Origin of the sequence: Thermocrispum municipale DSM 44069 (assembly GCF_000427825.1) — a bacterium.
GTDB lineage: Bacteria > Actinomycetota > Actinomycetes > Mycobacteriales > Pseudonocardiaceae > Thermocrispum > Thermocrispum municipale.
Window position 1 is genome coordinate 80011 of record NZ_ATYT01000003.1, and the last position, 26143, is coordinate 106153.

23 protein-coding genes are annotated in these 26143 nt (G+C 70.3%); 22 read left to right on the top strand and 1 reads right to left on the bottom strand.

All coding sequences use genetic code 11. The features are described 5' to 3' along the window. Window positions 1-98: 98 nt before the first annotated feature. From YWM_RS21495 to YWM_RS0100475, 21 genes are all read left to right on the top strand, one after another. Complete coding sequence (locus tag YWM_RS21495; protein ID WP_084612102.1) at window positions 99-860, top strand: lysophospholipid acyltransferase family protein; 762 nt, start codon at window positions 99-101, stop codon at window positions 858-860. 75 nt (window positions 861-935) lie between these two features. Next, complete coding sequence (locus tag YWM_RS0100380) at window positions 936-1439, top strand: polyadenylate-specific 3'-exoribonuclease AS (protein WP_028849041.1); 504 nt, start codon at window positions 936-938, stop codon at window positions 1437-1439. Between the two features lie 180 nt (window positions 1440-1619). Then, a complete protein-coding gene (locus YWM_RS0100385) occupies window positions 1620-2642 on the top strand; it encodes a 6-phosphofructokinase (protein WP_028849042.1) in 1023 nt (340 codons plus the stop codon). Between the two features lie 222 nt (window positions 2643-2864). Further along, window positions 2865-4352: a UDP-N-acetylmuramoyl-L-alanyl-D-glutamate--2,6-diaminopimelate ligase gene (locus YWM_RS0100390; protein WP_028849043.1), complete on the top strand. Its 1488-nt coding sequence runs from the start codon at window positions 2865-2867 to the stop codon at window positions 4350-4352. Further along, window positions 4349-5830 (top strand): UDP-N-acetylmuramoyl-tripeptide--D-alanyl-D-alanine ligase, encoded by a 1482-nt coding sequence (locus YWM_RS0100395; RefSeq protein WP_028849044.1) that lies wholly within the window; start codon window positions 4349-4351, stop codon window positions 5828-5830. The genes YWM_RS0100390 and YWM_RS0100395 overlap by 4 nt, the downstream gene beginning before the upstream one ends. Then, on the top strand, window positions 5827-6909 hold the full coding sequence (gene mraY / locus YWM_RS0100400; RefSeq protein ID WP_028849045.1) for a phospho-N-acetylmuramoyl-pentapeptide-transferase: 1083 nt from the start codon (window positions 5827-5829) through the stop codon (window positions 6907-6909). Before YWM_RS0100395 ends, mraY begins: the two co-directional genes overlap by 4 nt. Window position 6910: 1 nt before the next feature. Then, entirely contained in the window at window positions 6911-8329 is a 1419-nt protein-coding gene (murD, locus tag YWM_RS0100405; protein ID WP_028849046.1) for a UDP-N-acetylmuramoyl-L-alanine--D-glutamate ligase, read from the top strand. Further along, window positions 8316-9743 carry a putative lipid II flippase FtsW gene (gene ftsW, locus YWM_RS21500; protein ID WP_084612103.1) on the top strand — a complete coding sequence of 476 codons (1428 nt, stop codon included), beginning with the start codon at window positions 8316-8318 and terminating at the stop codon, window positions 9741-9743. The genes murD and ftsW overlap by 14 nt, the downstream gene beginning before the upstream one ends. A 91-nt stretch (window positions 9744-9834) precedes the next feature. After that, window positions 9835-10905: an undecaprenyldiphospho-muramoylpentapeptide beta-N-acetylglucosaminyltransferase gene (gene murG, locus YWM_RS0100415; RefSeq protein WP_028849047.1), complete on the top strand. Its 1071-nt coding sequence runs from the start codon at window positions 9835-9837 to the stop codon at window positions 10903-10905. Further along, window positions 10898-12379 carry a UDP-N-acetylmuramate--L-alanine ligase gene (murC, locus tag YWM_RS0100420; RefSeq protein WP_425426447.1) on the top strand — a complete coding sequence of 494 codons (1482 nt, stop codon included), beginning with the start codon at window positions 10898-10900 and terminating at the stop codon, window positions 12377-12379. The genes murG and murC overlap by 8 nt, the downstream gene beginning before the upstream one ends. Beyond that, window positions 12376-13110: a cell division protein FtsQ/DivIB gene (locus YWM_RS21505; RefSeq protein ID WP_043659015.1), complete on the top strand. Its 735-nt coding sequence runs from the start codon at window positions 12376-12378 to the stop codon at window positions 13108-13110. Before murC ends, YWM_RS21505 begins: the two co-directional genes overlap by 4 nt. Before the next feature lie 210 nt (window positions 13111-13320). Then, window positions 13321-14661, top strand: coding sequence for a cell division protein FtsZ (gene ftsZ, locus YWM_RS0100430; RefSeq protein WP_028849049.1), 1341 nt, complete (start codon window positions 13321-13323; stop codon window positions 14659-14661). Between the two features lie 42 nt (window positions 14662-14703). Then, window positions 14704-15411 (top strand): peptidoglycan editing factor PgeF, encoded by a 708-nt coding sequence (pgeF, locus tag YWM_RS0100435; protein WP_028849050.1) that lies wholly within the window; start codon window positions 14704-14706, stop codon window positions 15409-15411. Then, the gene (locus YWM_RS0100440; protein WP_028849051.1) at window positions 15408-16142 is read left to right on the top strand and encodes a YggS family pyridoxal phosphate-dependent enzyme; all 735 of its coding nucleotides are present in this window, start codon (window positions 15408-15410) and stop codon (window positions 16140-16142) included. Before pgeF ends, YWM_RS0100440 begins: the two co-directional genes overlap by 4 nt. Before the next feature lie 61 nt (window positions 16143-16203). Further along, a complete protein-coding gene (locus YWM_RS0100445) occupies window positions 16204-16854 on the top strand; it encodes a cell division protein SepF (RefSeq protein WP_028849052.1) in 651 nt (216 codons plus the stop codon). 47 nt (window positions 16855-16901) lie between these two features. Beyond that, the gene (locus YWM_RS0100450) at window positions 16902-17186 is read left to right on the top strand and encodes a YggT family protein (RefSeq protein WP_028849053.1); all 285 of its coding nucleotides are present in this window, start codon (window positions 16902-16904) and stop codon (window positions 17184-17186) included. 42 nt (window positions 17187-17228) lie between these two features. Then, window positions 17229-18062 carry a DivIVA-like cell division protein Wag31 gene (wag31, locus tag YWM_RS0100455; RefSeq protein ID WP_028849054.1) on the top strand — a complete coding sequence of 278 codons (834 nt, stop codon included), beginning with the start codon at window positions 17229-17231 and terminating at the stop codon, window positions 18060-18062. A 107-nt stretch (window positions 18063-18169) separates the two neighbouring features. Beyond that, on the top strand, window positions 18170-18721 hold the full coding sequence (locus YWM_RS0100460) for a hypothetical protein (protein WP_028849055.1): 552 nt from the start codon (window positions 18170-18172) through the stop codon (window positions 18719-18721). A gap of 240 nt (window positions 18722-18961) precedes the next feature. After that, window positions 18962-22138, top strand: coding sequence for an isoleucine--tRNA ligase (gene ileS, locus YWM_RS21510; protein WP_052344407.1), 3177 nt, complete (start codon window positions 18962-18964; stop codon window positions 22136-22138). Between the two features lie 120 nt (window positions 22139-22258). Next, entirely contained in the window at window positions 22259-23692 is a 1434-nt protein-coding gene (locus tag YWM_RS0100470; protein ID WP_169720944.1) for a penicillin-binding transpeptidase domain-containing protein, read from the top strand. A 21-nt stretch (window positions 23693-23713) separates the two neighbouring features. Beyond that, on the top strand, window positions 23714-23992 hold the full coding sequence (locus YWM_RS0100475; RefSeq protein WP_211232396.1) for a DUF167 domain-containing protein: 279 nt from the start codon (window positions 23714-23716) through the stop codon (window positions 23990-23992). A 449-nt stretch (window positions 23993-24441) separates the two neighbouring features. Here YWM_RS0100475 and YWM_RS0100480 read toward each other — a convergent pair whose 3' ends face one another. Continuing rightward, the gene (locus YWM_RS0100480) at window positions 24442-25413 is read right to left on the bottom strand and encodes a M28 family metallopeptidase (protein WP_028849058.1); all 972 of its coding nucleotides are present in this window, start codon (window positions 25411-25413) and stop codon (window positions 24442-24444) included. Window positions 25414-25568: 155 nt separating this feature from the next. Here YWM_RS0100480 and lspA point away from each other — a divergent pair, with 155 nt between their 5' ends. After that, window positions 25569-26138, top strand: coding sequence for a signal peptidase II (lspA, locus tag YWM_RS21515; RefSeq protein WP_052344408.1), 570 nt, complete (start codon window positions 25569-25571; stop codon window positions 26136-26138). The last annotated feature ends 5 nt before the right edge of the window (window positions 26139-26143 follow it).

Here is a 26143-nt window from a genome sequence, read left to right on the forward strand (position 1 = left end):
GTGGCTTCGTCGGCAGGTCTGAGTCTGTCACCTGCCGCGCACCGCGCGTTATCGTCCTCTACGTTGATCGCCGGCGACATTCGGAAGGCGGGTGGGCGGTGTTCTACTGGCTGCTGAAGTATGTGTTGCTCGGTCCGATTCTCTGGACGTTCTGGCCGACCAAGGTGATCGGCCGCGAGAACATCCCGGAAGCAGGCGGAGCGATACTCGCCAGCAACCACTTGGCCGTCGTCGACTCGTTCTTCTTGCCCGCGCGCATCCGCAGGCGCGTCTACTTCCTGGCCAAGAAGGAGTACTTCACCGAGAAGGGCCTCAAGGGCCGGTTCAAGCGCTGGTTCATGCTGTCCACCGGGCAGCACCCGGTCGACCGCTCCGGCGGGTCGGCCAGCCGTGCGGCGCTGGACACCGGCGTGCGGTTGCTGCGCGAAGGCAAGCTGCTCGGCGTCTACCCGGAGGGCACCCGCTCGCCGGACGGGCGGCTGTACAAGGGCAAGACCGGGGTGGCGCGCATGGCGCTGGAGGCCAAGGTGCCGATCATCCCGGTCGCGATGATCGGCACGGAGAAGGTCAACCCGATCGGTTCGCGCATGTGGTGGCCGCGGCGCATCGAGATCCGCATCGGCAAGCCGCTGGACTTCTCGCGCTACTACGGTCTGGCCGGTGACCCGTTCATCGAGCGGTCCATGACCGACGAGTTGATGTACGCCTTGATGGAGCTGTCCGGTCAGGAGTATGTGGACGTCTATGCTGCGACCGTCAAAGGGCTCACCCAGTCCTCCGGAGTGGGCTCGAGCGCGGGCGCGCCACGTGCGGCCGAGAGCCGGCAGCGCGAGCAGAGCGAGCCGGTGCGGCAAGGCTGAGCGTTTCGGCGCGGGGCGGCGGGGTATGTTGCTACGTCCGGTCCGTGCCGCCGATCGACCTGGGTGAGTGCTGTCATGCGGTTCTTCTACGACACCGAGTTCATCGAGGACGGGGTCACCATCGACCTCGTCTCCATCGGTGTGGTGGACGAGCGTGGCCGCGAGTTCTACGCGGTCTCCACCCAGTTCGACCCGACCCGCGCGGGCCCGTGGGTGCGCGAGAACGTGCTGCCCAAGCTGCCGCCGCCGAACCACGAGGCGTGGCGCAGCCGCGAGCAGATCAAGGCGGATCTGCTGGCGTTCATCGGCACGCCGCGCGACGGCGTGCAGCTGTGGGCCTGGTACGCCGCGTACGACCATGTCGCGCTCGCCCAGTTGTGGGGCGCCATGCCGCAGCTGCCCAGGGTGCTGCCGCGGTTCACCAGGGACTTGCGGCAACGCTGGGAGGACCTGGGCAAGCCGGATCTGCCCGCGCCGCCGGAGAACGCGCACGACGCACTCGCCGATGCGCGCCACAATCTGGCACGCTGGAAGCGAATGGAGGAAGTCCGCAGCCGTCGCGGACTGGGCATCTGCTGATCGGGTCGCGGGCAGGCGGCTGAGTCGTCGGAGCTGCCCGATCGTCCCTCACACCAAGTCCGCCCGATTCTGCTGCGGCGGGTCAGTGAATCGGTTCAGCTCGGTCTCGGTACGCTGGCGGCTGCAACGATGCAGTGATGGATGTCACGGCCGCGGTCGCGGCGGATTTTCGGAGGACAGATGCGTGTTGGTGTGCTGACCGGCGGCGGTGACTGCCCGGGTTTGAACGCGGTGATTCGCGCTGTGGTCCGCAAGGGGATCGAGAAGCACGGGTGGGACGTCGTCGGGTTCCGTAACGGCTGGGCGGGTCCGGTCACCGGCGACAGCCGGCCGCTGGGACTGAACGACGTGGAGGACATCCTCGCCCGCGGCGGCACCATCCTCGGGTCGTCGCGAACCAACCCGTACAAGGACGACAGCGTCGACAAGATTCGCGCCACGCTGTCCGAGCAAGGTGTGGACGCGCTGGTCGCGATCGGTGGCGAGGACACCCTCGGCGTGGCCAAGCGCCTGGTCGACGACGGGATCAACGTCGTCGGCGTGCCCAAGACGATCGACAACGACCTGGACGCCACCGACTACACGTTCGGCTTCGACACCGCGGTGCACATCGCGACCGAGGCCATCGACCGGCTGCGCACCACCGCGGAGTCGCATCACCGGGCGCTGGTGGTCGAGGTGATGGGCAGGCACGCCGGGTGGATCGCGTTGCACTCCGGGCTGGCGGGTGGCGCGAACGTGATCCTGGTGCCGGAGCGTCCGTTCAGCGTCGACAAGGTCGTCGAATGGGTGCTGCGCCGGTTCGAGGCGGAGTACGCGCCGATCATCGTGGTGGCCGAAGGCGCCGTGCCGGAAGGCGGCAAGGAAGTGCTGCATTCGGGCGAGCGGGACGCGTTCGGGCACGTCCGGCTGGGCGGCGTCGGCCAGTGGCTGGCCGAGGAGATCGCCGACCGCACCGGCAAGGAGTCGCGTGCGGTGGTGCTGGGCCACACCCAGCGCGGGGGCACCCCGACCGCCTACGACCGGGTGCTGGCCACCCGCTTCGGGCTGCACGCGGTGGACGCGGTCGCCGAGGGCGACTGGGGCACCATGGTCGCCCTGCGTGGCACCGACATCGTCCGCGTGAAGCTGTCCGAAGCCACCGCCAAGCTGAAGACGGTTCCGCTGGATCGCTACCAGGAGGCGGAAGTCTTCTTCGGCTGATTCGTTCCGCCCGAAGGCCCGGCCGAGCACAGCGCTCGGCCGGGCTTTCGTGCCTACCCACCGTGACGACACGACCGCGGTGCGGATGCGCAGCGTTGTTGCGCGAATCGCCGGAGGGGGCGGCCCGGGCGGGCTCGCTCGCGCGCCACGGGTAACCTTCCGGCCGTGTCGCGCAGCACTCCCGGCTCCTCGCCCGGCCGTCGTCCGAGCAAGACGACGCCGATGCCGTTGACGACCCTGGTGGCCAGGGCGGACGGCAGGCTGATCGCTGACCAGGAAGCGATGGACACCGCCGTGACCGGGACGACGCTGCGGGCTCACGAGGTCCGCCCCGGCGACCTGTTCGCCGCCGTGCCGGGGTCGCGCGCGCACGGCGCGGATTTCGCCGACCAGGCGTTGGCCGCGGGCGCGGTCGCGATCCTGACCGACGAGGAGGGCGCGAGCCGCCCGCAGGTCGCCGAGGCGGGAGTGCCGATCTTGGTCCACTCCGCTCCCCGCGCCGTGCTCGGTGAGGTGGCGGCGTGGATCTACGGTGAGCCGTCGCTGCAGCTGGCCGTCATGGGCATCACCGGGACCTCGGGCAAGACCACCACGGCCTACCTGGTCGAGTCCGGACTTCGGGCCGCCGGGCACACCACCGGGCTGATCGGCACGGTGGAGACGCGCGTGGCAGGCACCGTGCTCTCCAGTGCGTTCACCACACCGGAGGCGCCCGACCTGCAGGCGTTGTTCGCGGTGATGGTCGAGGAAGGCGTCACGCACTGCCCGATGGAGGTCTCCAGCCACGCACTGGCCATGGGCCGGGTCAACGGCACCCGGTTCACCGTCGGCGCGTTCACCAACCTGTCGCAGGACCACCTGGACTTCCACCACAACATGGCCGACTACTTCGCGGCCAAGGCGAAGTTGTTCGACGGCCGCTCGACCACCGAGGTCGTCGTGGTGGACAGCGAGTGGGGGCAGACGCTGGTCACGCCGCAGACGGTCACCGTGGCGCTCGACGCCGGCGCCGGGGCGATGTGGACCGCCACCGACCTGGTGGCCACGCCCACCGGGCAGCAGACGTTCACCATCCACGGCCCGGACGGCTTGCAGCTGGCCGGACGGCTGCCGCTGCCCGGCGAGTTCAACGTGGCCAACGCCCTGGTCGCCGCGGCGATGCTGTACGCGGTCGGGGTCGAGCCGCAGCACATTCAGCGCGGCCTCGCCCAGGTCCAGGTCCCCGGCCGGATGGAGCGCATCGACGTCGGCCAGTCGTTCACCGCCGTGGTGGACTACGCGCACAAACCGGCCGCCGTGGCACTGGCGCTGGATGCGCTGCGCGCCCAGGTCACCGGCCGGGTGATCACCGTGCTGGGCTGCGGCGGTGACCGCGACCGAGGCAAGCGGCCACTGATGGGCGAGGCGGCGGCGCGGCGCAGCGACGTGTTGATCGTGACGGACGACAACCCACGCAGTGAGGATGCGGCGGCCATCCGCGCGGCGATGCTCGACGGAGCGCGCGCGGTGCCCGCCCAACATCGTGGTGAGATCACCGAGATCGCCGATCGGGCGAAGGCCATCGAGCACGCGGTGTCGCTGGCCCGCCCTGGTGATGTGGTGTTCGTCGGGGGCAAGGGCCACGAGACCGGGCAGGAGATCGCCGGTGAGATCCACCCGTTCTCCGACCGGGACGAACTCACCGCGGCATTGCGAGGAGTAGTGCAGTGATCCCGTTGACCTTGGCCGCCGTCGCGGAGATCGCCGGCGGCCGGCTTCACCACGCCACCGGGGACGAACTCGTCACCGGCGGCGTGGAGTTCGATTCGCGCAAGGTGGCCGACGGCGGCCTGTTCGTGGCGCTGCCCGGCGAGCGGGTGGACGGCCACGATTTCGCCGCGCAGGCGGTGGCGGACGGCGCGGCGGGGGTGCTGGCCGCCCGCGAGGTGGACGCGCCCGCGGTGATCGTGCCGCCCGCCGACCCCGAGACGCACAGCGGATCCGTCGCCCTGGCCGGGGACACCGACGGGTCCGGCGCCGCGGTGCTGCAGGCGCTCGGCGCGCTGGCCCGCCACGTCGTGCAGACGCTGGCGCCCGGCGGTCTGACCGTCGTCGGCGTGACCGGCTCGTCCGGCAAGACCTCCACCAAGGACCTGATCGCCCAGCTGCTCGAGCCGATGGGGGACACCGTCGCCCCGCCCGGCTCGTTCAACAACGAGCTGGGGCACCCGTGGACCGTGCTCAAGGCCGATCGGTCGACCAAGCACCTGGTGCTGGAGTTGTCCGCGCGCGGGCCGGGCCACATCGCCCACCTGGCCGCGATCGCGCCGCCGCGGATCGGTGTGGTGCTCAACGTGGGCAGCGCGCACGTCGGCGAGTTCGGCTCGCGGGACGGCATCGCCAAGGCCAAGGGCGAGTTGCCGGAGGCGCTGCCGTCGGCGGCGGACGGTGGTGTCGCGGTCCTCAACGCCGACGATCCGCTGGTCGCCGCGATGGCCGAGCGGACGAACGCCCGCGTGGTGTTGGTGGGCGAGTCGCCGTCCGCGCAGGTGCGGGCCGAGTCCGTGCGCCTCGACGAGCTGGCCCGGCCGTCGTTCCACCTGGTGACGCCGCGCGGGAAGGCGGACGTCCAGCTCCCGCTGCACGGCGAGCACCAGGTCGGCAACGCGCTGGCCGGAGCGGCCGTGGCGCTCGAGCTGGGCGCGTCGGTGGACGAGGTGGCGCAGCGGCTGAACGGCCTGCAGCGCCGCTCGCAGCAGCGGATGGCGGTCACCACCCGCGACGACGGTGTGGTGATCCTCAACGACTCCTACAACGCCAACCCGGAGTCGATGCGGGCGGCGTTGAAGGCATTGGCGTCGATGAGCAGGGGCCGACGCTCCTGGGCGGTCCTCGGTGAGATGGCCGAACTCGGGGACGCTAGCGTGTCCGCGCACGACGAGATCGGCAGGCTCGCGGTGCGGCTGAACATCTCCCGGCTGGTCGTGGTCGGTGAGCGGGCAGCGGCGATGCATCACGGCGCCAGCCACGAGGGATCGTGGGGCGAGGAGTCGACGCTGGTGCCCGACACCGCGGCGGCCGTCGAGCTGCTCCGCCGGGAGCTCGAGCCGGGCGACGTCGTGCTGGTGAAAGCGTCCAATGCGGCGGGTCTCGGCGTCGTGGCCGACGCGTTGCTGGACCCGGCAGGTGCGAAAGGTGCAACCGCGTGATCAGCATCCTGATAGCGGCCTCGATCGGCTTGCTGGTGTCGATCATGGTCACGCCGTATCTGATCCGTGTCTTCGCCAAGCAAGGCTTCGGGCAGGAGATCCGTGAGGAGGGCCCGGAAGGGCACAAGTCCAAGCGCGGCACCCCGACCATGGGCGGAGTCGCGATCATCCTGGCGATGCTCGCCGGCTACTTCGCCGCGCACGGCATCCGCTGGGTCACCGGCTCCGGTCCTGGACCGTCGGTGTCCGGCCTGCTGGTGCTGTTTCTGGCCACCGGTCTCGGGCTGGTCGGCTTCCTGGACGACTTCATCAAGATCCGCAGACAGCGCAACCTGGGCCTGAACAAGACCTCGAAGCTGATCGGGCAGTTCGTGGTCGCGGTCGCCTTCGCCGTGCTGGCGATTCAGTTCCCGGACGAACAAGGGCTGACCCCGGCGTCTCAGCACTTGTCCGACGTGCGGGACATCGCGCTGATCATCTTCCCGATCCCGGTGTTCATCGTGTTCTGCTACCTGCTGATCTCGGCATGGTCGAACGCGGTGAACTTCACCGACGGCCTGGACGGTCTCGCCGGTGGCGCTTCGGCCATGGTGCTGGGTACGTACGTGGTGATCTCGTTCTGGCAGGCACGGCTGTCCTGCACGGCCGAGCCGCAGGTGGGCTGCTACGACGTGCGTGACCCGCTGGACCTGGCCGTGGTGGCCGCCGCGGCGGCCGGTGCGTGCATCGGTTTCCTGTGGTGGAACGCCGCGCCGGCGAAGATCTTCATGGGCGACACCGGTTCGCTCGCACTCGGTGGTCTCATCGCGGGCCTGTCCATGACCACCAAGACCGAACTGCTGGCCATCGTCATCGGCGGCCTGTTCGTGGTCGAGATGGTCTCGGTGGTCATGCAGATCGCGGTGTTCCGCACCACCGGGCGGCGGTTGTTCCGCATGGCGCCGTTCCACCACCACTTCGAGCTGGCAGGGTGGGCGGAAACCACGGTGATCATCCGCTTCTGGCTGCTCGCGGGCATTTGCTGCGGACTGGGCCTCGGGCTGTTCTACAGCGAACAGCTGACCGTGCTGGGCGGTTGACGTGGCCGACGCCGTGACCAGCAAACTCGCCGGCCGCAACGTCCTGGTGGCGGGCGCCGGAGTCACCGGGCGCTCGGTCATCAGCGCGTTGACCGACGCCGGAGCCCGGGTGACGGTGACCGACGCGAACGCCGAACGGCTGGAGCAGCTGGCGGACACCGGCGCCGAACTGGCCACCGCGCTCACCGAGCCGCCCGCGGGGACCGAACTGGTGGTGACCAGCCCGGGATGGCGTCCGGACTCGCCGTTGCTCGTGGCCGCCGCGCGCGCCGGTGTCGAAGTGATCGGTGACGTCGAACTGGCCTGGCGCATCGGGCAGCAGCTCGACCGGCCGCCGGTGTGGCTCGCGGTGACCGGTACGAACGGCAAGACCACCACGGTGGGCATGCTCGAAGCGATGCTGGAAGCCGCCGGGCTGCACGCGGTGGCGTGCGGCAACGTCGGCTTCGCCGTGCTCGACGCGGTGCGCGAGGGCTACCACGTGCTGGCCGTCGAGCTGTCCAGCTTCCAGTTGCACTGGTCGTCGACCCTGGCGCCGCACGCGTCGGTGGTGCTCAACGTCGCCGAGGACCACATCGACTGGCACGGCGGCATGGCCGACTACGCGGCCGCGAAGGGCAAGATCCATCAGCGGTCTTCTGTCGTGGTCTACAACGCGCAGGACCCCATGTCGGTGTCGGTGGCCGTCGACCACGCCGGGCCCGACGCGCGCCGAGTGGGCTTCAGTCTGCACAGCCCGCGTCCGTACGAAGTCGGTCTGGTCGAGGACCTGCTGGTCGACCGGGCGTTCGTCGCGGACCCGCTGCGCACCGCGGAAGAGCTGGCCACGCTCGCCGACATCCGCCCACCCGGCCCGCACAACGTCGCCAACGCCCTGGCGGCCGCCACCTTGGCGCGGGCTCACGGCGTGCCAGGCGAGGCCGTCCGGGACGGTCTGCGGTCGTTCCGGCCCGGAGCCCACCGTGCGGTCGAGGTGGCCGAGATCGACGGCGTGCGCTACGTCAACGACTCCAAGGCGACCAACCCGCACGCGGCCGCGTTCTCGCTGCGGGCACACCGCAACGTGGTCTGGATCGCGGGCGGGCTGCTCAAAGGCGCGTCGGTGGACCAGCTGGTCGCGGACGTCGCAGAACGGCTGCGCGCCGTGGTGTTGCTGGGTGCCGATGCCGACGTGATCGCCACTGCTCTTTCCCGACACGCGCCGGATGTCCCGGTCAGCAGGGTCTCTTCGGGTCACGATGAGCCCATGACCGCTGCGGTGCAGGCTGCGCGCGGACTGGCGCGCTCCGGTGATGTCGTGTTGCTTGCTCCCGCTGCGGCGTCGATGGACATGTTCCGCGACTACGCCGCGCGCGGTGAGGCGTTCGCCGCCGCCGTGCGCGCTTTGCCGCAGGGGGAGCAGGGCGATGGTGACGGCTGAGTCGAGCACGCGCACGACTCGTGCCGCCGGCAAGGGCGGTACCGGCAAGAAGGCTCGCGGCAAGCAGCGCCGCGGCAAGGGTGGGCGCCTGGCCGGTGCGCTCACCGCGCTCACCGCGTGGCTGTCGCGGCCGCTGGCCTCGTTCCACCTGGTGCTGGCGATCTGCGGTCTGCTGACCGTCCTCGGCATCGTGATGGTGCTGTCCGCCTCGTCGGTGGAGTCGGTTGCCAGCGGGTCGTCGCCGTACTCGGTGTTCTCCAAACACATGATGTTCGTCTGCCTCGGCATGGTCGCCTTCTACGCCGGCCTGCGCCTGCCGCTGGCTGTGATCCGCCGGTTCGCGCCCGCGCTGATGTTCGTCGCGGTCGGTCTGCTGGTGCTGGTGCTGACGCCGCTGGGATCCGAGCAAGGCGGCACGCAGGGGTGGCTGAAGTTCGGCGGCTTCCAGCTGCAGCCGGTCGAGGTGGCCAAGATCGCGCTGGCGTTGTGGGGCGCCCACATCCTCGTGCTCAAGTCGCGCTACACGTCGTCGTGGCGGCAGTTGCTGGTGCCGCTGGTGCCGGTGTCGTTGGTGATGTTCGCCTTGGTCATCGCCCAACCGGACCTGGGAGGTGCGGTCAGCCTCGGCATCGTGCTCGTCGCGTTGCTGTGGTTCGCCGGGGCTCCGCGCGGTCTGTTCGCCGGGATGATCGCCGGTGGCACGATCGGCGTCGTCGCCCTGGCCCTGATGTCCGACTACCGGCTGGCCCGCGTGCTGTCGTTCCTTTCCCCGGGGTCGGACGCCTCCGGGGCCGGGTATCAGGCGAATCAGGCGCTGTATGCGCTCGCCGACGGCGGCCTGTTCGGTGTCGGCCTCGGCCAGGGCGGGTCGAAGTGGCGCTACCTGCCCAACGTGCAGCACGACTTCATCTTCGCGCTGATCGGGGAGGAGCTCGGGTTCGTCGGGTGCTTCGTGGTCATCGGCCTGTTCGCCGGGCTGGCCATCGTCGGTCTGCGGATCGCCACCCGCAACGTCGACCCGTGGATCAGCATCGTGGCGGGCACGCTCACCGCGTGGCTGGTGTCCCAGGCGTGCATCAACATCGGCTACGTCGTCGGTTTGCTGCCGGTCACCGGCGTGACGCTGCCACTGGTGTCCTACGGCGGGACGTCGCTGGTGATCACGTTGGGACTGTTCGGCATCCTGGCCAATTGCGGGCGGCACGAACCCACCGCGGTGGCCGCGCTGCGCAGTCAGGGACCGGGTAAATTCGGACGTCTACTCCGGTTGCCCGCGCCCCCGGCGTATCGCAAGCCGGCGACGGGACGACCGCAGGTCGGACGTCCCCGGCGCCCCACGCGGCAGGCAACCAGGCGTACCCCGGCCAGGCCGGCCAGGCAAGCGCGCCATGCGCCGGCACGACGTGGAAGGTAGGAACTACGTGACCGAGTCGTCACCGCAGGATGACGCCCGTTCGGACGCCACCGCCGAGCGCCGGAAGGACCCTGCGGCCACCGGGCCGACCGTGGTGGTGGCCGGAGGCGGGACGGCAGGACACATCGAGCCCGCCCTCGCCGTGGCGGACGCGGTACGGCGGCTGCGGCCGGACGCGAAGGTCGTCGCACTCGGCACCCCGCGCGGCCTGGAGACCGAACTGGTTCCGGCGCGTGGCTACCAGCTGGAGCTGGTCCCGCCGGTGCCGTTGCCGCGCAAGCTGACCCTCGAGCTGCTGCGCATGCCCGCCAAGGTGCGCGACTCGGTGCGGCGGACCCGCGAGGTGCTCGAGCGGGTCGGCGCCGACGTGGTGGTGGGCTTCGGCGGCTACGTGTCGCTGTCGGCCTACCTGGGCGCCCGCGGCCGGATGCCGATCTTCGTGCACGAGGCCAACCTGCACGCCGGGTTGGCCAACAAGGTCGGGGCCCGCTTCGCCGAGCGGGTGTTCACCGCGGTGCCGGGCACCCCGTTGCCCAAGGCCGAGGTGATCGGGATCCCGCTGCGGCAGTCGATCACCACGCTGGACCGGGCGGCGCTGCGGGCCGAGGCGCGCAAGGAGTTCGGGCTCGACCCGGACGCGCCGACGCTGCTGGTGTTCGGTGGCTCCCAGGGCGCCCAGTCGATCAACAAGGCCGTTTCCGCCGCCGCGCAGGCGTTCGCCGACGCCGGTGTCGGCGTACTGCATGCCCACGGCCCGAAGAACACGCTGGTGGTGCGCGAGTTCCCCGGCCGCCCGCCGTACGTCCCGGTGCCATATCTGGACCGGATGGACCTGGCGTATGCGGCCGCGGACGCGGTGCTGTGCCGCTCCGGTGCCATGACCGTCGCCGAGGTCTCCGCGGTCGGGTTGCCCGCGATCTTCGTTCCGTTGCCGCACGGCAACGGCGAGCAGGCGCTCAACGCCAAGCCCGCGGTCGACGCCGGGTCGGCGCTGATGATCGAGGACGCGAAGCTGACCCCGGAGTGGATCGCCGACCAGGTCATCCCGCTGATCACCGACGAAGAGCGGTTGGCGACAATGTCTGCAGCGAGCAAGGGACTCGGCCACCGGGAGGCCGACGAGGTGCTCGCGCGGATCGTTCTGGAGGCTTGCGGTGGCTGACGGTTCAGACGGGGTGGCACAGGCCGCTGACGGTCTCGCCGAGCGCGCACTGCCCGATGTGCTGACGCGCGCACACCTGATCGGCATCGGCGGCGCGGGCATGAGCGGCATCGCGCGCATCCTGCTGGCTCGCGGCGCCGCGGTGTCGGGTTCGGACGCCAAGGAGTCGCGCGCGTTCCTGACGCTGCGCGCGCAGGGCGCCAGGATCGCCATCGGTCAGCGTGCCGAGAACATCGAGCAGCTGACCGAGCCGCCGACCGCGGTGATCGTGTCGACCGCGATCAAGGACAGCAACCCGGAGCTGGTCGCCGCCCGCGAGCGCGGAATCCCGGTGCTGCACCGGGCACAGGCTCTGGCGAAGCTGATGGAGGGCTACCAGGTCGCCTGCATCGCGGGCACGCACGGCAAGACCTCGACCACGTCGATGCTGACCGTCGCGCTGCAGCACTGCAGGCTGGATCCGTCGTTCGCCATCGGTGGGGACCTGAACGAGTCGGGCGCGAACGCGCACCACGGCACCGGGTCGGTGTTCGTCGCCGAGGCGGACGAGAGCGACGGCTCGTTCCTGGTCTACTCGCCACGCGTGGCGGTGGTGACCAACATCGAGCCGGATCACCTGGACCACCACGGCACGGCCGAGGCGTACTCGGCGGTGTTCGACGAGTTCGTGGACCGCATCGAGCCCGGCGGCGCGCTGATCGTGTGCGCCGACGACGAGCCCGCGGCCGAGCTGGGCCGCCGGGCCGAGTCGCGCGGCGTGCGGGTGCGCCGCTACGGCCGGTCGGCCACGGGCGAGCTGGACGCACAGGTGCTCGACTATCAGCCGAAGACCGACGACGGGGGAGTGGTCCGGGTCCGGCTGGGTGACCAGGAGCTCGACGTGACCGTGGCCGTGCCGGGCGAGCACATGGCGTACAACTCGGTGGCCGCGCTGCTGGCGGGCGTGGAGCTGCAGGCACCGGCCGATCAGCTGGCCGAGGGGCTTGCCGCGTTCGGCGGTGTCCGCCGCCGCTTCGAGTTCAAGGGCCGCTCGCAGGACGTGCGGGTCTACGACGACTACGCACACCACCCCACCGAGGTGGCCGCGCAGCTGCGTGCGGTGCGCCAGGCCGCCGGGTCGGGCCGCGTCGTCGTGGTGTTCCAGCCACACCTGTACTCGCGGACCAGGACGTTCGCCGCGGAGTTCGCCGAGGCGCTCGGGCTGGCCGACGAGGTCGTGGTGCTGGACGTCTTCGGCGCGCGCGAGGAGCCGGAGCCCGGAGTGTCCGGCAACCTGATCGCCGAGCGGATCACCGGTGCCACGGTGCACTACGAACCCGCGTTCGACCGTGCCGCCACGCTGGCCGCGCAGCTGGTGCGGCCGGGCGACGTGCTGGTGACCATGGGGGCGGGGGACGTGACCCAGCTCGGCCCGGAGATTCTGCGTGAGCTGGACGCCCGATCGGCCACCGGGACGCCGACCACAGGGGGATGACGGTGACGACCACGCGGCAGCGAACCGGGTCCCGAACGCGGAAACCTGCCCGTAGGCGTCCCCGGCGCAGCACCGGCCAGCGCAACGCGATCGTCGTGTTGTCCGTCGTCACCGTGGTGGCGATCGGCTACCTGCTGTTCTTCAGCTCGCTGCTGGGCGTGTCCGCGGTCGAGGTCAGCGGCCTGCACCGGGTCTCGAAGGCCTCCGTGCTGCGGTTGGCGGGGGTGACGGAAGGCGCTCCGCTGCTCCGCGTCGACACCGCGGCGGCCGAACGCCGCATCGCCGCGCTTCCGCAGGTGGCGGACGTGACGGTCGGCCGCTCGTTGCCGTCGACCATCACCATCGAGGTGGTCGAGCGCGAGCCGCTGGCGTTCGTGCGCACCGCGACCGGCACGCACCTGGTGGACCGCACCGGCAAGGCCTTCCACCGGGTCGGCAAGAAGCCCGCCAAGCTGCCCGAGCTGAAAGTGACCAAGCCGGGACCGGACGATCCCGTGACGAAGGCGGCGATGGCGGTGCTGGACGGCATGCCGGACAAGCTGCGCGACAAGGTCCGGGTCATCCGCGCCACCACCCCCGGTGACGTGGAGTTCACCTTGGCGGGCGGCAAGCAGGTTCAGTGGGGTGACCAGCGGCAGGGCGACCGCAAGGCACAGGTGCTCGCCGCGCTGCTGTCGCGGCCGGGCAGCGTGTACGACGTGTCCAGCCCCGAGCTACCCACGGTGCGCTAGTCGCGGCGCGCGGAAATCACAGTCGGGAAATCACAGCGGACACGCGGCGTGGCTGCTGGATTCGACGCTGCGTGATGCCTACCGTCCAGGACGACGTCGGAAGTTGACATAACTCTCGACCTCATGTAGAGGTTTAGGGTTTTCCCAGGGGTGGGGTCGCTTCCGGCGGTTTGCGAGACCGAGTGTTGGAAGACCAGGAAGGCGGACCCGATGACGCCCCCGCACAACTACCTCGCGGTGATCAAGGTCGTCGGCATCGGCGGCGGCGGCGTGAACGCCGTGAACCGCATGATCGAGGTCGGCCTCAAGGGGGTCGAGTTCATCGCGGTGAACACCGACGCCCAGGCACTGCTGATGTCCGACGCCGACGTGAAACTGGACATCGGACGGGAACTGACTCGCGGACTGGGTGCCGGTGCGGCGCCCGAGGTCGGCCAGAAGGCGGCCGAAGACCACCGCGAGGAGATCGAAGAGGTGCTCAAGGGCGCCGACATGGTGTTCGTGACCGCGGGCGAGGGCGGCGGCACCGGCACCGGCGGCGCGCCGGTGGTGGCCTCGATCGCGCGCAAGCTGGGCGCACTGACCATCGGTGTGGTCACCCGGCCGTTCTCGTTCGAGGGCAAGCGCAGGGCCAAGCAGGCCGAGGAAGGCATCCAGGCGCTGCGCAACGAGTGCGACACGCTGATCGTGATCCCGAACGACCGGCTGCTGCAGCTCGGCGACATCGGCGTGAGCCTGATGGACGCCTTCCGCAGCGCGGACGAGGTGCTGCTGTCCGGTGTCCAGGGCATCACCGACCTGATCACCACGCCCGGCCTGATCAACCTCGACTTCGCCGACGTCAAGAGCGTGATGTCCGGCGCGGGCAGCGCGCTGATGGGCATCGGCTCCGCGCGCGGCGAGGGCCGTGCGGTGCAGGCGGCCGAGAAGGCGATCAACTCGCCGCTGCTGGAGGCTTCGATGGACGGGGCGCACGGCGCGCTGTTGTCCATCGCGGGCGGCTCCGACCTCGGCCTGTTCGAGATCAACGAGGCGGCCACGCTGGTGCAGGAGGCCGCGCACCCGGATGCCAACATCATCTTCGGCACGATCATCGACGACTCGCTCGGTGACGAGGTGCGGGTGACGGTGATCGCGGCGGGCTTCGACTCCGGCGCACCGACCCACAAGAAGCTCGAGCCGCCGACGGTGGGGTCGCGCAACTCGACGGCGACCGCGCAGGCGGGGACGCTCGGTGGCTCGTCGGACGGCACGAGCGGGTCCACCGGCTCTGCCTCCTCGGGCGGCTCAGGCGGGTCCACCGCGTCGCCTCCGTCGCGGCCGCAGGCGTCCGGCCCGGTCGGCCGGCCGGCGTCGAACGGTCAGCAGTCGGCCCGCCCGGAGAGCGGCAGTGCGCAGCCGTCCGGAGGGCAGCGTGGTGGTCTTCCCCAGTCGCCGTCCACCCGCGGCATCGGTCAGCCGGCTGGTCGGGGAAGCTTGCCGTCCCGCGCGGTTCCGGTGACCGACACGATGGACGACGAGGTGGATGTCCCGCCGTTCATGCGTCGCTGACCGGGAGCGGGCCCGCCGCGCCTCGCGGGTTAGGCTCGCGGAGTGCGTATTCGCCGCGTCGTGACCACTCGGGCGGGCGGCAGTTCCGCCCCGCCGTATGACAGCTTCAACCTCGGCGACCGCGTGGGTGACGATCCCCGCGCGGTCGCGGCCAACCGCACGAGGCTGGCCACCGAACTGGGGCTCGACCCGCGCAACGTCGCCTGGATGGAGCAGGTCCACGGGCGCACGGTGGCCGTCGTGGACGGTCCGCAGGACAGTCCGGCCGAAGCCACCGATGCGCTGGTCACCGCCAAGCCAGGCCTGGCGGTCGCTGCCCTGGTGGCCGACTGCGTCCCGGTGCTGCTCGGTGATCCGCAGGCCGGAGTGGTGGCCGCCGTGCACGCCGGCCGGGTCGGGGCTCGAGTCGGCGTCGTGCCCGCCACGCTGCGCACGATGCTCGAACTCGGTGCCCGGCTCGAGCGGATCGAGGCGCTGCTGGGGCCGGCGATCTGCGGCGAGTGCTACGAGGTCCCCGCGGACATGGCCGAGGACGTCGACAAGCATCTGCCGGGCAGCAAGGCGACGAGCAGGCGTGGCACCCCGAGCCTCGACCTGCGCGCCGGGCTGTGGGAGCAGCTGGCGGCCGCGGGCGTCGGTCGCATCGGCGTCGACCCGCGGTGCACGATGGAGGACGAGACGTTGTTCAGTCACCGCAGGCAAGGCACGACCGGTAGGCAGGCGGCTGTGACGTGGCTGGAGCAGGAGTGACGGAGTTCTCGCAGCGGCACGCCGAACTGGAGAGCGCGCTGCAGCGCGTGCGCGAGCGCATCGCGGCCGCCGTGGCCGCCGCGGGGCGCGAGCCGGGCAGCGTCGAGCTGCTCGCGGTGACCAAGACCTTCCCGGCGAGCGACGTCGCCGCGTTGATCGACCTCGGGCTGCGCGAGTTCGGCGAGAACCGGGACCAGGAGGCCTCGGCGAAGGTCGCCGAAGTCGCCGAACTGCGGCCGGACGTGCCGGTCCGCTGGCACATGGTCGGCAGGTTGCAGCGCAACAAGGCTCGCAGTGTGGCGCGCTGGGCGAGCGTGGTGCAGTCGGTGGACTCGGTCCGCTTGGCCCAGGCGCTCGCCAAGGCCGTGGCCCGCGCGCGCTCGGAAGGTCAGCGACCCGACGAACCGATGGACGTGCAGCTTCAGGTCAGCATCGACGGTGACCCCGCACGGGGTGGCTGCCCGCTGGACGAGCTTGATCGACTGGCCGACGAGGTCGCTCGGTCGAGTGACCTACGGTTGCGTGGCCTGATGGCGGTCGCGCCGCTCGACTGGGCACCCGAGAAGGCGTTCGCCGTGCTGCAGAAAACCCATGATCGCCTGCGTAAGGACCATCCTGAGCTGGTCGAACTGTCCGCAGGGATGAGTGGCGACCTGGAAGTGGCGGTGGCACACGGATCCACCCGGGTGCGTGTCGGAACCGCGTTGCTCGGTCACCGCGCGTTAGCGTGACAACAGTGGCCGGTGTGACCGCTGGGAGCCCGGCCGACACGGCGCGACGGCGAGGAGTGGCATGGGCACGCTGGAGAAGCTGAAGGCCTACTTCGGGATGGTCCCGGCCGACGACGAGTTGGACGACTACCGACCCGAAGATCGTTACGACCCCGCCGACGAGGAGTACCGGCGTCAGCCGCGCGGCTACCGCGCCGCGCCGGCGCGTGAGGAGCGCTACGCCGACGACTATCCGGAGCCGCCCATGCGTCGGCCCCGCAGGCGCCCCGCGCGCCCGGTGGAGGACCTGGACGAGATGGAGATCCCGGTGCGAGGGCGGGCGCGCGCCGTGCCCGCCAACCCGCCGGTGGCTGCCGGCTCGCTGGCCGTCGACCGGGCGGCCGAGCCGGTTGCCCGTTTGCGCCAGGTCGAGCAGCCGGTGACCCGTGACCCGCTGAGCCGGATCGTCACGCTGCACCCCACCAACTACGCCGAGGCGCGCGACGTCGGCGAGGCGTTCCGGGACGGCAACCCGGTGATCATGAACCTCACCGAGATGGACAACGCCGACGCCAAGCGGCTGGTGGATTTCGCCGCGGGCCTGGCGTTCGCGCTGCGCGGAACCATGGACAAGGTGACCAACAAGGTGTTCCTGTTGTCGCCGCCGGATTCCGACGTCACCGCGGAGGATCGGCAGCGTATCGCCGAGGACGGCCTGTTCCTGCGACGCTGACCACCTGACGCTGAGCGAACCGTCCGGGTTATGGCAGAGTGGAACACGTGGAGCTCGTCGGGATCATCATCTACTGGCCGCTGTTCGTGCTGTGGCTGTTGATCCTGGCCAGGCTGGTCGTGGAGCTCGTTCGGTCGTTTGCACGCGAATGGCGCCCGGCCGGTGGAGTTGCGGTAACGCTCGAGACCATCTACACAGTGACGGACCCGCCAGTACGATTGTTCCGAAGGATCATCCCGACGGTGCGAATCGGCAACGTGGGGCTGGACTTATCCATTATGGTTCTGCTGTTGGTGGTGTTCGTCCTGATGAACATCTCCTACCCCGGGTGACGGGCTCGGGTACGGCAGTCCTGGAGTGCGTGAGGTGATCAGATGTCCTTGACCCCCGCTGACGTGCACAACGTCGCGTTCAGCAAACCGCCGATAGGCAAACGGGGCTACAACGAGGACGAGGTGGACGCGTTCCTCGACCTGGTGGAAACGGAGCTCGCTCGCCTGATCGAGGAGAACAACGAGCTTCGGCAGCAGGTCGAGCAGCTCGACGCCGAGCTGGAGGCGGCACGGAGCGAGGCCGCAGCGGCCGCCCAGGCCGCGCCACCCGGGCGGGACGAGCGCCGACTGACCGCGGTGCCTGCGCCGTCGCCCGCCGAGCAGACGCAGGCGACCGCAGCGGGCCTGATGGCCGACGGCAGCGAGCCGAACGTGCAGGCGGCCAAGGTGCTCGGCCTGGCGCAGGAGATGGCCGACCGGCTGACCGGTGAGGCGAAGGCCGAGTCCGACGGCATGCTGGCCGAGGCCCGCACGAAGGCCGAGCAGCTGCTGTCCGAGGCCCGGTCGAAGGCCGACGCGATGGTCAACGAGGCGCGCGGCAGGGCCGAGACGATGCTCAACGACGCGCGTACCAGGGCTGAGACGATCGAACGCCAGTCCCGCGACAAGGCCACGGCGCTGGAGCGTGAAGCGCAGCGCAAGTACACCGAGTCGATGAACAACCTCAACGCCGAGAAGGACGTGCTCAGCAAGAAGATCGAGGAGCTGCGCACGATCGAGCGGGAGTACCGGACCAGACTGCGTGGATTCCTCGAGTCGCAACTGCGCGAACTGGACGACAGAGGCTCGGCGGCGCCCGCGTCAGCGGCGGGCAAGAGCGATCCCGGCCAAGGTGGACAGGGATACAACTTCGGGCCGCGCGCCGAAGCGGGTTAGCCGCGCGGGTAGCGGCCGCGTTCGTACGGCTTGAGCGATGGGGACGGCGTGCGTGCCACGCCGCCCCCGTCGCGGTACCCACCGACGGTCTCGTGATGTAATTCATCGTGCTGTTTTTCGTCCTGATCCTGGTCCTGGCGGCGCTGGGCGCGCTGGTCGCGGCGTTGGTCACCAGCAAGGCACTGTTCGCCTGGATCTCGATCGGTTTCTCCGTCGCCGCCGCGGTGGGCCTGTTCGCCGACTGGGTCAAGCGACGCCGGGCCGAACGACGAGCGGCCGCGGAGCCCGCGGCCGACGAGGCGTCCACAGACCAGGAAGACGCCACACGATCGAGTGATTCTGATCAGCCCGCCGATGACCAGTCGGCCGAAGCGGCGGGCACCACCGAGCAGGCCGAGTTGCCGGAGGACCTGCCCGGTGAGGAGGAGACCGACGCGGCCGATCTGCTGATCGTCTGCGAGCTGTCCGACGAAGTCCTCGTGATCGACGAGCAACCGCGGTATCACTTGGCCACCTGCGCCTGGCTGAAGGGCAACGAGACCATTCCGATCGCCGTGTCGGAGGCACGCGAGCTCGGGTTCACCCCGTGCGCGCGCTGTGGGCCGGACGCGACGCTGGCGGAGCGGGCCCGGCGCAAACGCGTTGCGGACACGAGCTAATCTGGATTCATCGGCGACGATCCGGCCATCACCGGGGAGCTTCCGGAAGAACGGGCTGCTTGGCCTCAGTAGAACCGGACGGGTACGGCCCGTCACAGCCGTGCAATGAGGGGTCCGGGCGATCTTGGTGCCCGGGCAAGCGGGGTGGTACCGCGGAGCGCACGAGTGCGCGCCGTCCCTGCGTGACCGTAGCCGGCGATCATCGCCGGAATGCGACGCAGCGAACCGCGAGGAGCACCCGTGCCGTACCCGAAGAACTCCGACGTCAGCAAGGCCACCACGAGCAGCGACGCCGCCGGTGTTCCGGTGCAGCCGTCGTTCCCCGACCTCGAACGCGAGGTGCTGGACTACTGGGCCGCTGACGGCACGTTCGAGGCCAGCGTGCAGGCGCGCGAGGCGGGGGAGAACGGCAGCAACGAGTACGTCTTCTACGACGGCCCGCCGTTCGCCAACGGCCTGCCGCACTACGGCCACCTGCTGACCGGCTACGTCAAGGACGTCGTGCCGCGCTACCAGACCATGCGCGGCCGCCGGGTGGAGCGCCGCTTCGGCTGGGACTGCCACGGTCTGCCCGCCGAGGTGGAGGCGGAGAAGCAGCTGGGCATCAAGCACAAGAACGAGATCGAACGGATGGGCATCGCGGAGTTCAACGATGCCTGTCGCACCAGCGTGCTGCGCTACACCTCGGAGTGGGAGGAGTACGTCACCCGCCAGGCCCGCTGGGTCGACTTCGCCAACGACTACAAGACGCTCGACCTGGACTACATGGAGAGCGTCATGTGGGCGTTCAAGACCCTGTGGGACAAGGGTCTGGTGTACGAGGGCTTCCGGGTGCTCTGGTACTGCTGGCGCTGCGAGACGCCGCTGTCCAACACCGAGACCAAGATGGACGACGTCTATCTGGACCGGCAGGACCCGGCGGTCACGGTCGGGCTGACGGTGAACTCGGACGACGAGCGACTGGACGGCGTGCGGGCGCTGGTCTGGACGACGACCCCGTGGACGCTGCCGTCGAACCTGGCCGCCGCGGTGCACCCGGACGTGACGTATGTCGTGGTGCGTGGCCAGGACGGGCAGCGGTACCTGCTGGCCGAGGCGAGGGTGGCTGCCTACACCCGCGAGCTGGGTGAGGAGCCGGAGGTGCTGGCCACATTCACCGGCCGGGAGCTGGCAGGCACGCGCTACACCCCGGTGTTCGACTTCTTCGCCGGACAGCAGCCGAACGCCCACCAGGTGCTGCTGGCCGACTACGTCACCACCGAGGACGGCACCGGCATCGTGCACATCGCGCCCGCCTACGGTGAGGAGGACAAGGAGGTCACCGACGCCGCCGGGATCGAGGTGGTGACCCCGGTCAACGAGCGCGGTGAGTTCGACTCCCAGGTGCCGCCGTACGAAGGCATGCAGATCTTCGACGCCAACCCGCACATCATCGCGGACCTGAAGAAGCGCGGTGTGGTGCTGCGGCACGAGACCTACGACCACCCGTACCCGCACTGCTGGCGCTGCGACAGCCCGCTGATCCAGCGGGCGGTGTCGTCCTGGTTCGTCGCCGTGACGAAGTTCCGTGACCGGATGGTCGAGCTGAACAAGCAGATCAACTGGGTGCCCGCGCACATCAAGGACGGCCAGTTCGGCAAGTGGCTGGAGAACGCCCGCGACTGGTCGATCTCGCGCAACCGGTTCTGGGGTTCGCCGATCCCGGTGTGGAAGTCCGACGACCCGAACTATCCGCGGGTGGACGTCTACGGCTCGCTGGACGAGCTGGAGCGTGACTTCGGTGTGCGGCCGGACGACCTGCACCGTCCGATGATCGACCAGCTGACCCGGCCGAACCCGGACGACCCCACCGGCAAGTCGATGATGCGCCGAGTTCCGGAGGTGCTGGACTGCTGGTTCGAGTCCGGCTCGATGCCGTTCGCCCAGGTGCACTACCCGTTCGAGAACGCCGACTGGTTCGAGCACCACTACCCGGGCGACTTCATCGTCGAGTACAACGGCCAGACCCGCGGCTGGTTCTACACGCTGCACGTGCTGGCCACCGCGCTGTTCGACCGGCCCGCGTTCCGTGACTGCATCGCGCACGGCATCGTGCTGGGCGACGACGGGCAGAAGATGTCCAAGTCCCGCAAGAACTACCCGGACGTCAACGAGGTGTTCAACCGGGACGGCTCGGACGCCATGCGCTGGTTCTTGATGTCGTCGCCGATCCTGCGCGGCGGCGACCTGATCGTCACCGAGCGAGGTATCCGGGACGCGGTGCGCCAAGCCGTGCTGCCGCTGTGGAACTCGTACTACTTCCTGGTGCTCTACGCCAACGCCGAAGGCATCGAGGGTCGGTTCCGCACCGACAGCGAGCACGTCCTGGACCGCTACATCCTGGCCAAGACGCACGAGCTGGTGACCGACATCCAGGGCCAGATGGACGCGCACGACCTGGCCGGGGCGTGCCAGACGCTGCGGGAGTTCCTCGAGGTGCTCACCAACTGGTACGTGCGGCGCTCGCGAGATCGGTTCTGGGCGGGCGAGCAGGCGGCCGTGGACACGCTGCACACCGTCCTCGAGGTCACCTGCCGGGTGGCCGCGCCGCTGCTGCCGCTGACCACCGAGGCGGTGTGGCGCGGGCTGACCGGTGGCCGGTCGGTGCACCTGACCGACTGGCCGATGGTCGACGAGCTGCCACGCGACGCCGCCCTGGTCGGCGCGATGGACCGGGTGCGGCAGGTTTGCTCGACCGCGTCCGCGCTGCGCAAGGCGAACAAGCTGCGCGTTCGGCTGCCGTTGGCCAAGCTGCTGGTCGCCGCCGAGGATGTCGAGCGGCTGGAGCCGTTCGTCGACATCATCCGCAGCGAGATCAACGTCAAGCAGGTCGAGCTGACCACGGACGTGGCTTCGCACGGCGCGTTCGAGGTGGCGGTGAACGCCCGCGTGGCCGGCCCGCGGCTCGGCCGGGACGTGCAGCGCGCGATCAAGGCGGTCAAGGCGGGCAACTGGTCGGAGACGCCGAACGGCATCGTGGCCGACGGTGTCGAGCTGCGCGAGGACGAGATCGAGCGGCGGCTGGTGTCCACCGACCCCGGCGCGGCGGGCGCGCTGCCGAACAGCTCCGGTCTGGTCGTGCTGGACACCGAGGTCACCCCGGAGCTGGCCGCCGAGGGGGTGGCCCGCGACCTGGTGCGCGTGGTGCAGCAGGCGCGCAGGGACGCGGGCCTGGAGGTCACCGACCGGATCACCCTCACCGTCGATGCGCCCGACGAGGTGCGCAGCGCAGCCCAGACGCACGAGGAGTTCGTGCGGGGCGAGACGCTCAGCCAACAGGTCACCTACGGCCAGGTTGAGGGCGGCTTCTCCGGCTCGGTCGGCGACGGAGTGGACGTCCGGGTGGCGGTCGCCAAGGTCGCCACGGCACACGGATAACGCTTTCGACCGCGATAACGACTCGAGGTCGTGCCGCTCGCCGGCTGACCGGGCCGGTGGTGGCACACTGACCGCACTTCGCTCGAGCGGCGCGCAGGCGCCGAGGAGGTGAATGGCGTCGTGCAGTCCGACCGCCGCTGGGCCATCATCGCCATCGTTGCGCTGGTGGCCGGGTTCGTGGGTGCGGGCGTCTGGGTGCTGCGCAACGAGCTCAGCCCGGACGATGACGCACGCCCTCCCGGCGCGTGGGAGACGGCCTGGGAGTACGTGACCGCGTTCGACGAGCGGAAGGCCGGCGCGGCCGCGGAGCTCACCACGGACCCGAAGGCGGCCGCGGAGACGTTGCGGCGGGTGTTCCGCAAACTGCCGGACGCGACGGTGTCGTCGGCGCTTGGCGAAGTGAAGACCGCGGGGGACAAGGGGTCCGCGACGGTTGCCGTCGAGTGGACGTTCGGCGACGGCCGCACGTTCAGCTACCCGACCAAGGTGCCGCTGGTCCAGCGCAGCGGTACGTGGCTGGTCGACTTCTCGCCTGCGGTGGTGCACCCCGAGCTGGAGGAGGGCCAGTACATCGCGGTCGCCGACAAGGTGCGCGTGCCCGCGGTGGTCGACTCGTCCGGCGAACCGCTGCTGGTGTGGGGCGACGTCGGCCCGCAACCGGTCAAGGAGAACCGGGCGAAGGTCGTGCTGCCCGCCATGTTGACCGCCGCCCAGGAGCGCAAGCCACCCGAGCGGTGGGCGGTGGTGGCGATGAAGGGCAAGAACACGCGGGTGCGGATCCTCTCCGGCGACGGACCGCAAGGCGCCAAGCCGCTGCCCACCACGCTGAGCATCCCGCTGCAGGACGCGGCCCAGGCGGCCGTGGACACCCAGCGCAAACCCGCCGCGCTGATCGCGTTCCGCCCCTCCACCGGCGCGCTGGTGGCGGTCGCGCAGAACAAGCATGTCGACCAGGGGCCCATTTCGCTGAGCGGCCTGTATCCACCGGGATCGACGTTCTCGCTGGTCAGGGCGGCCGCGGAGAACGAGTCGGCGGGCGCGATCGCGCGGGCGGCCAGCAGCCTCGGGTGGAACGCGGACTTCGACATCCCGGGCATCGGCACCGAAGCCGGTGCGGTGCGCAAGGCGGGCGATTCCTTCCAGCTGGCCGACCAACTGAAGGGTCAGGGCGATGTGGTCGTCAGCCCGTTCGGGCTCGCACTGGTGGTGTCGACCGTGGCGAAAGGCGAGGCGGTCACCCCGCAGTTCTGGAAGGCACATCCGACCAAGGTGCTGACCGGTTACCAGGCGCCGGACGAGGAAACGTTGGCCGCGGTGCGGGAGCACATGCGGACCACGGTCACCGAGGGAGAGGCTTCTTCACTGAAGTCACTCAGCTCCGGTGAGGCCGAGCTGCACGCGGTGACCGGGACGGCCCGCGCAGGCGGAGGCAAGCGGCACAGTTGGTTCGCCGGCTACGCCGGTGACCTCGCCTTCGCCGTGCTGGTCGAGGACGGCGGCTCGGAGAAGGCCGCACTGTCGGTGGCCGGGAAGTTCTTGCGCGAGCGGCCCTGAGCGACTGGGTACGGTGCAGCCATGACAAGCAGCGTGCGGTTCGCCGTCCGCGTCAAGCCCAACGCCAAGCGCACCCATGTCGGGGGCGCTCGCGGTGACGCGCTGATCGTCGCGGTCGCCGCGCCCGCCGTGGACGGGAAGGCCAACGAAGCGGTCATCCGGGCGCTGGCGGGCGCGTTCGACGTGCGGCGTCAGCACGTGCACATCGTCACCGGCCAGCGCGGCAGGGACAAGGTCGTCGAACTCGACCCCGCCCCGCCGGACGCGGAGAACCGGTTGGCGGAGCTCCTGCGGGACTGACGTCGCAAGCGCGGAAGATGCCTCGAAACCCTGGGCGTCGGTAGCCCGGCCGAGCCGTACGTCACTGACGCCGGCGTGGGGGAGTCGTCGGCGCGTCGGGCGCGGACAGTTGTCCGGTCGAGTTTGTGCGTGACTGACTCCAGCGTGGGGGAGTCGTCGGCGCGTCGGGCGCGGACAGTTGTCCGGTCGAGTTTGTGCGTGACTGACCCCGGCGTGGGGGAGTCGTCGGCGCGTCGGGCGCGGACAGTTGTCCGGTCGAGTTTGTGCGTGACTGACTCCCGTGCGGGGAGCCGTCGGCGCGTCGGACGCGGACAGCCTCCTGGCCGAGCCCGTGCGGAACCAACCCCGCGCAGCCGGTCCGGGCCCGGTGTGGCGTGAGGGCGTCGGCCCGCCAAGAACCGATCCCGGGGCGGGATGCGTCCGGCCACCCACGAGCGAGGCGTCAGCCGCTAACCCCCGACGTGTGTCCACACCGCGTACGCGATGGCGTCCGCGTTCCGGTCCAGAGCTTCGGTGTTGACGTTGTCCAGGTCGTCGCAGCTGCGGTGGTAGCAGGGGTCGAACGCGTCGCCTGCGGTGCCGCCCCACTTCTCCGCCTGCTCAGCGGTCTTGGTCTCCTCGGCGCCGGTGAACGTGCCCGCCGTCGGGATACCGGCGTCCGCGAACGCCGCATGGTCGGACCGGCCGCCGATCTCGACCTCCTCGGTCGCCACGCCGAGGCCGTCGAAGTAGTCGTTCAGCGGCTGCTGCAGCTCCGCGGACCCGTCGGGCTGGCCGTCCGGCGAGTACACGAAGTACCCGGCGTTCGGCGAGCCGACCATGTCGAAATTCAGGTAACCGGTGATGGCCGCCTTCTCCTCGTCGGACAAGCTGTCCACGTAGTGGGTCGAGCCGACCAGCCCGAGCTCCTCGGCGCCCCACCAGGCGAACCGCAGCTTCTTCGACGGCTGCAGGTCCTGCTCCGCGACGGTCAGGGCCACCTCGAGCAGGGCCGCGCTGCCGGAGCCGTTGTCGTTGATGCCGGGCCCGTTGGGCACCCCGTCCAGGTGCGCTCCGAGCATCAACACCTCGCTCGCCTCACCCGCGGGCCACTCGGCGACCAGGTTGTACCCGGTCTGCCCGAAGAAGTCGAACTCCTGCACGGTCGTGGTGAAGCCTGCCGCGTCGAGCTGACCCTGGAGGTAGTCGATCGAGGCCTTGAAGCCCGGTTCGCCGTGCGCCCGGTTGCCGTGCGTGTCGGCGATCGACTGCAGTTCCTGCAGGTGGGCCTGCACGTCCTCAACGGAGATGTCCGGAGCGGCGACCGCTGCCGGTGCGGCCGTGCTCGGCTCGGCGGCGACCGCTGCCGTGGCCCCGCTGAACAGGATGCCTGCGATGGCGAGAACGTGGCCGGTGCGGGTGAGCGTTGAGCGCCTGGTCATGGGTCCCCCTGATCGATCTGGCGGATCACGCGACCATGGCAGACCCCGTCGGGTGCCGGTACCACCTTTCGTTCCGAGCCGGCTCGGCTACCCCCACCTGGCGTAGACCGACCGTCGGAGGTCGGGCCGATCCACCGCGACGATAGTGTTAGGTGGTGGGCGAGAAGCAGGTTCGGAGGCGACGAGTAGGCCTGGTAGCGGCCGTTGCCCTCGTGGTGCTGGTGCTCGACGTCGTCACCAAGGTGCTCGCCGTCGACGCGCTGGAAGGGCGCGAGCCGGTGCGGATACTCGGCGGCCTGGTCTACCTCCAGCTGCTGCGTAACCCCGGCGCGGCGTTCTCCATGGCGACCGGGATGACGTGGGTACTGGCGCTGGTGGCGATCGCCGTGGTCATCGCCATCATCTGGTTGGCACGCAAACTGCGGTCGACCGGCTGGGCGATCGGTCTCGGGCTGGTCCTGGCGGGCGCGCTCGGCAACCTGGTCGACCGGATCTTCCGCGCGCCCGGCCCGCTGCAGGGGCACGTGGTGGACTTCGTGTCGGTGTTCGCCCCGAACGGCGAGGTGTGGCCGGTGTTCAATGTCGCGGACTCGAGCATCGTCGTCGGAGGAATCCTGATCGTGCTCCTCACGCTGCTCGGTCACGAGTACGACGGAACGAACAGCAGGCGCAAGCCGCGCGAGGAGCGGCCCGCCGAGGTCCCCGAAGCCCCGGAGGCGCAGTGACGGTG